Here is a 6,046-nt window from a genome sequence, read left to right on the forward strand (position 1 = left end):
TCCGAATGGGTTGTGAACACTCACATTCTAGAGAAAATTTGACTGGCCATGGCACCTCGAGCGGTGCGCGCCTGCAGAGAAAAGGCTGCGCGCACCGCTGTTGCAGCCGTCTCTGCTAATCCCTTCCGTAGGTGCTACGGCACCGAGCTAACCTCAAATGCCATCCTGACATGGCAGGAAGATCGGCGTCTCGAGTGGCACTACATCGCGCCGGGCAAACCGATGCAGACGGATGTTGTTGAATAGTCCTTTCTGTTCACAAAGCGATCTTTTCCACCGCCTCCTTGTGACGCGCGAGCTCAGGTTCGTGAACCAATCGACGCTGAGTGGCCATATGAGGCGAGGGCAGAAGAGCGAACCGGACGAAAATCGATGCCAAAAAAAGAAACCCGACAATATGCCGGGCTTCGCTGGGGAATGAAGCGGGCTCGGGATCCGTAGACATGGCGATCGCCACGTGATGCCTGACCGAGGACGAAGAAGCGTTGCGACGTGGTCAGGTGCAGGCTGTCCTTTGCCCGCGTCATTGCGACGTAGAGCAGCCGCCGTTCCTGTCCGCCCCGTTGCGGCGTTTCTTGCGGGTCCCCAGCCAATTCGTCAGGGACGTTTAAACACTAGGGTCGTATGAAAAACCGCGGCTGAGATCGTACAAGCTATTGTTCGAACGTCGCTTTTTCCTGCCTGAGATCGCCGCGCTTTTGGATCGGAAAATCGGTTCAAAACAGCCTGCCTGGAAGACCTGGATTTCCAGCGTGTAAAAAAGGGTTCCCCAGCCATCTCCTTGAGATCGCTTGAAGATTCGCTCTACCGAGGTGCATCACCTCTATGCCCCGGAATGGGGGTTCAGTCAAGAGGAGGAGATTTGGGGAAATTGAACAATACGGACTACGGAACGGTACGTCAGCGCGCGTTGAGTCTGTCCGGTGGATCCGCTCTGCTGGATCCGAGATGCTCCCTCGTGCCCGATGAGTTCTGTCGCAGGACATGGCCGAACCAGGCCTCAACGGTCTGCCAGACCAGTACAGCGATATGACTATGATTGTTTGCCCAGTTGCGCCGGCAGCGATGTACCAATGCCGGGGATGTTCAGGGACAGCTTCAATCAGCCGGATTTTGGGCGAGAGTTATGCTTGGGCACTGGCGTCCTCCATGCCAAGAAGCTGCGTGATATCGAACTCAGGCTGCAAGCAAGACTGCCCGCGGCCGATGATGCCAGGATGTGTGGCCGCAGACCCAAAGTTGTGTAAGCGTCCGCCTGTAAGCGGGTGAAAAGAAAATCTTTTTTTTGGAGGGGATGCTTTTTCGGTCGCAAAGTTGTGTTGCTGAGGAACCCAGAGTTGTATTCTTGATTGATATGCGAGGCTCCTTGCGTTCTTTTCGAGGATCGGCTCAGGGCGAGAAACAGCCAGGAACATATCCGCGACGGAACTCTTTTCTGAGGAGAAGAGCTCGGAGTGTGACCTGAATGAGAGAGCCCGCTACAAACCTTATGATCAGTCACCGGAGGGCTGGGAATAAGTCAATCAGTCCCGACGTGGTGCTGTAACCGGTGCTGCCAGGTTGATGCGCAAGCACAAGAAGCCGGCGGCTCTTCGAAAACGGCGCAAAAGCAACCTTCTGGGACCTCACGTCCCAAATGGATGCTTTCAGGCAATCGACTCAATCTGCGATCTGGCACCTGCGCCGCTCATTTCCCGAATGCAACGCAAACTTCCCACTCCGTATCATGCAGAGAGAGAGAGAGAGAAGACGCCAGCAGCGAAGTCTGCTGGTGCGCACTGAGCCCCAGGTAGGCGGGGTTACTACTTCTTGCTGCGAGATGCCGGGATCGCGTTTGGATGCGGTTTCCTGACAGCAAGCAGCAACATGTGCGTTTGAGTTTGTTGGTGATGGCAGCGCTGAAATAACAGCGGCTCGTAAAAATAGCGGGATCGGAGCACGCTTTTGGAATGGATTGCACAGCACGGCGAGACGATTTCAGCGATAACTGGGGTTGGCACCCTGATTGTCTGGATTATCTATCTGCAAGTCTTCGTCACGAGCTATCGCAGGCAACTTCGTGCCACGATGTTGATCACACGCGGCCCGGGGCTGGGACTCCAGGCGCGCTGCTTCCTCAGCAATATGAGCTCGGGACCAATCTACGTTGCCACCATCCAGGTAGAGCTTGAATACGCCGAGGGCTCGGTCGTCTGCCCCGTTACTGATGTTGTTGATCTCGATGCAGCAGGAGGGCAGCAGAGCCAAACGCGACAGGGGCCGCTTCGGGATGGTGAGACGCGGGACATCGGCTCCTTCGAACAGCTGCTTCGTCATTCGGGGGAGGCTCCTGCCGCCGCACCCCATCTTGCGCTTGGGGAATTGCGCTCGATCACCGTTGAGGTTGTAGGTCTCTATGGATCGGAGGACCTGCCAATCGGAGCTCGCAGGTGTTTTCTCTTGCTCGCTCAGGACGGAAATATGGTTGTTCGGGGCAGCGAACTACGAACTCGCCAGATCCGCAGCGCGGCAGGCCGACGGCGATTGCTGGGCGATCTCGAGCGTGATCAATGATAATCTATGTTTTCGCCAACTTCGCTGCGTCAGCTCTTGTTCGTGTACTGATCGGTGGCTCCCGCCATCTGCAGCATCAGCTGTTCCATTGAGATCGAGTTCTCGCCATAAGGGTAGAAGTCCGACTTGTCGCCCTGTTGCCATTTCTGCCGCAGCTCCGGCCGCGTGATGTCCCAGTCGCTGTAGGTCTCCTTGGCGAGCGTTCGAAGGTCCTGATAGAGTTCAGCTGCAGAAGGGCGTCCCCAGTAGTAGTAACCGTTGTAGACCTTGAATATCTTCAGGTTTCGGCCAAGCACGATCGTGTGCGGGATCATCACGTCGTGGGTCGTGTCGGTGTATTCCTTAATGTCCAAATCCTTTTGTACGATCCGCTTCTCGTCGTAAAGGAACGGAAACGACGCTGAAGTCTGCTGCCGATAATTGTTGGTGGTATGCCAGTCGTCGGTCGTTATCGCGACCACCTGCGTGTAGCCCACGACCAGCTGTGGGTGGAATCGGACCAGCTCCAGCAGGTGCTGGCGATCTTTCGGACAGAAGAAACCACGTGTCAGCACCACGATCATCAGCTGATCGCCCTGGAGGCCCGACAGGCTGCGCTCCGTTTTCGTGTGGTCAGGCAAACGGTAGTCCGGGAACGTCCCTCCCGGTGCGATGTCCGATCTCATGGTTGTCTCCATCCGACGGTCATCCAACCAACCGGTGGCGAACTTGATTGTTCCGGTCTGCGGAGGCAAAGGGCGTTTCTGCATGAACGTTTCGAGATGCTGCGGTCGTCAGTTGCAAACTAAGTGGATCTGTCGCCTGACCCGACGTGATCGCTGGTTACGTTGCCGACACGCCCCCCCCCCCCCCCCCCCCCCCCCCCCCCTTGGTTGCCGTACGAACCATTTGTCCCTTGGATTGTTATCTATTCACCCCTGAATGTTTGTCCGGAATTAGGATGGACGAACGGGAAGAAGAGCGCACATCTTAGACATATAGCTGGAGCCAGGCCCAGGCGAGGGGGAGAGCTAAATGACTGATACACAAACGACAGGCATCCCTGAGCCTGAGGGGCCTACGGACATCATCGAAACTGACTACGAGATTGGTCAGGATAATGTACAGCCAAGCATCGGGGCACTTGCCTTCGACGTCCATAATCCGGTCTTCGCAATCTCCGGACTAGTGATTGTTGCCTTCGTCGTCATTACGCTGGCGCTGCAGAACGAAACTGACGTCCTCTTCAATGGGCTGCGCGACTGGCTTACCTCTAAGCTCGATTGGTTCTTCCTGGTCGCGGGCAACATCTTCGTGCTGATGGCTGTCGCCGTAATCATTATGCCTTGGGGAGCCATCCGGATCGGAGGGAGCGAGGCAACCCCTGACTTCGGTTACGCCGCTTGGTTTTCAATGCTTTTTGCCGCCGGCATGGGGATCGGGCTGATGTTCTATGGCGTTGCGGAGCCGATCGGGAACTACGACGCGGCGATTGCGGGAGTGATCGAGGAGGGAGGCGCGCGCACCGACTGGGCACCGCTTGCTGGCGCTCAAGGCGATGCCGAGGGTGCGCGGCGGCTCGCGATGGCTGCGACGATCTTCCACTGGGGGCTGCACCCGTGGGCAATCTACGGTGTAGTTGCCTTGGGACTCGCACTGTTTGCCTACAACAAGGGCCTTCCGCTGACAATGCGTTCCATCTTCTATCCCATATTTGGCGAACGCGTGTGGGGATGGCCTGGCCACATCATAGATATCCTCGCGGTCTTTGCGACGCTCTTCGGACTCGCCACCTCGCTCGGCCTCGGCGCGCAGCAGGCAAATGCAGGGCTCAGCTTCCTGTTCGGCATGCCGGACACGGATGTTACAAGGGTGTTACTGATCGTCTGCATCACTGCGGTTGCCACGATCTCGGTTGTTGCCGGGTTAGATGCAGGTGTGCGGCGGCTCTCGGAAATCAACATGGTGCTGGCTGCGCTTCTGCTGATTTTCGTGATCGCCACGGGTCCAACCCTTGCGATCATCTCCGGGTTCTTTCTAAACCTCGCTGCCTATATCGAGTATCTGCCAGCTCTATCGAACCCCATAGGTCGCGAAGACGATAATTTCCGGCAAGGCTGGACCGCATTTTACTGGGCCTGGTGGATCTCGTGGTCACCCTTCGTCGGAATGTTCATCGCCCGTGTCAGCCGGGGACGGACGGTTCGTGAATTCATGATTGCTGTTCTGCTGGTCCCGTCGCTGGTTTCGGTGCTCTGGATGACGAGCTTTGGCGGTACGGCCATCAGTCTGATCGGCACAGGTTTCAACGATATTTCCAGCGCAGCTCTAGAACTGCAGCTGTTCGCAATGCTGTCGCACCTGCCGCTCGCTGCGATCACCTCCTTCGTGGGAATTGTCTTGGTGATCGTCTTCTTCTGCACGTCGTCTGACTCCGGTTCACTGGTGATCGACACTATCACTGCTGGCGGCAAGGTCGACGCACCGACAGCTCAGAGGGTGTTTTGGGCAGCCTTCGAAGGACTCGTGGCGATTGCGTTGCTGCTGGGGGGAGGTTTGGCTGCCTTGCAGGCCGCGGCTGTCTCGACTGGGTTGCCGTTTACTATCGTGCTGTTGCTTGGTTGCTATGCACTCGCACGCGGGTTGATGTCCGAGCCGCGGGGACCCGTCTCAAGCAGCTGATTGGACGGAAAACAGTAGGACGAACTCACCCTTCGGCTCGTACTACGCTGTTAGAATTAGACCGTCAGTTCAGTAAGTTGCGGAGGGCCCAGCCAGGGAGTGGAGCTGGGTTCGGAGCCTGTGACTTTAGGCGACACAATGCGTCTTCCTGACAAATCATCGCCTGCACATGAGAGCGACCAGGAAAGTATGCTGGGTCGTGGGTACGTCTCGGAAGCAACAGCATTAGATGTGACCAACGCCAATCCAGCGACACCGGGTAGCAGCAGAAAGGCCGCCTTCAAACCGGCAGACGCAATGGATGGTGTGACGGGGAGGTGGCTGTTATGACCGGAAAATGTCCTCAGTAGACCTGTCTCTCTCTAGCGGGTCACCAAGTTCACGCTGGCATCGCACACCACGTATACTTTCTGAGAACCGTTCATATGGAGCCGCTTGCGTTCAGCGGCGGTCCACCGGACCGACGTCAAGGAGCGGCGAGGCATCGATTGCTCCCGCGTTCAGGATCGCGCCGATCTTTTCGAGGGCTGCCACGATCATCGCCTGCTCCCAGTCGGGCAGCTTGCTGAATTGTTGCGAAAATACGTGTTGCAGCGGATCGGGGGCGGATTCAAGCACCCGTCGTCCTTCCTCCGTTGCAGTCACCCAGACGAGCCTGCGATCATGCTCGCCGCGCGTGCGCTCCACCAGTCCACGCGCCTCCAGCTTGTCGACGAGCGAGGTTGCGGTAGCCTGGCCAACGCCGGCCTTTGCCGCAATGTCCTTCGGCTGGGCTCTCGGGGACGAGGCGACAATTTCCAGAACGATCAATTGTGGTGTCGTGAGCCCGGTT

Annotated in this window: 4 protein-coding genes and 1 pseudogene; 2 read left to right on the top strand and 3 right to left on the bottom strand. The window is 57.3% G+C overall.

Going from position 1 to position 6,046, the window contains the following annotated elements:
- Positions 1-299: 299 nt before the first annotated feature.
- Positions 300-554, bottom strand: a pseudogene (locus IEX27_RS20820) (ATP-dependent helicase); the annotation flags it as partial.
- 1,390 nt (positions 555-1,944) lie between these two features.
- Between IEX27_RS20820 and IEX27_RS20825 the strand changes: the two are divergent.
- Positions 1,945-2,553, top strand: coding sequence for a hypothetical protein (locus IEX27_RS20825; protein WP_188722995.1), 609 nt, complete (start codon positions 1,945-1,947; stop codon positions 2,551-2,553).
- Between the two features lie 29 nt (positions 2,554-2,582).
- On the opposite strand, the gene IEX27_RS20830 is transcribed toward IEX27_RS20825, so the two are convergent.
- The gene (locus IEX27_RS20830; RefSeq protein WP_188722996.1) at positions 2,583-3,218 is read right to left on the bottom strand and encodes a peroxiredoxin-like family protein; all 636 of its coding nucleotides are present in this window, start codon (positions 3,216-3,218) and stop codon (positions 2,583-2,585) included.
- Positions 3,219-3,567: 349 nt separating this feature from the next.
- On the opposite strand from IEX27_RS20830, the gene IEX27_RS20835 reads away from it, so the two are divergent.
- Positions 3,568-5,214, top strand: a complete 1,647-nt coding sequence (locus IEX27_RS20835; RefSeq protein WP_188722997.1) for a BCCT family transporter — start codon at positions 3,568-3,570, stop codon at positions 5,212-5,214.
- 441 nt (positions 5,215-5,655) lie between these two features.
- Here IEX27_RS20835 and IEX27_RS20840 read toward each other — a convergent pair.
- On the bottom strand, positions 5,656-6,046 hold a 391-nt coding region (locus tag IEX27_RS20840; RefSeq protein ID WP_188722998.1), incomplete at its 5' end, for a MarR family winged helix-turn-helix transcriptional regulator.

It is taken from the genome of Nitratireductor aestuarii, assembly GCF_014641695.1.
GTDB lineage: Bacteria > Pseudomonadota > Alphaproteobacteria > Rhizobiales > Rhizobiaceae > Chelativorans > Chelativorans aestuarii.

Coding starts and splice junctions, on each gene's coding strand:
- IEX27_RS20835 (WP_188722997.1), top strand. CDS start 3,568: ATGACTGATACACAAACGACAGGCATCCCTGAGCCTGAGGGGCCTACG.
- IEX27_RS20830 (WP_188722996.1), bottom strand. CDS start 3,218: ATGAGATCGGACATCGCACCGGGAGGGACGTTCCCGGACTACCGTTTG.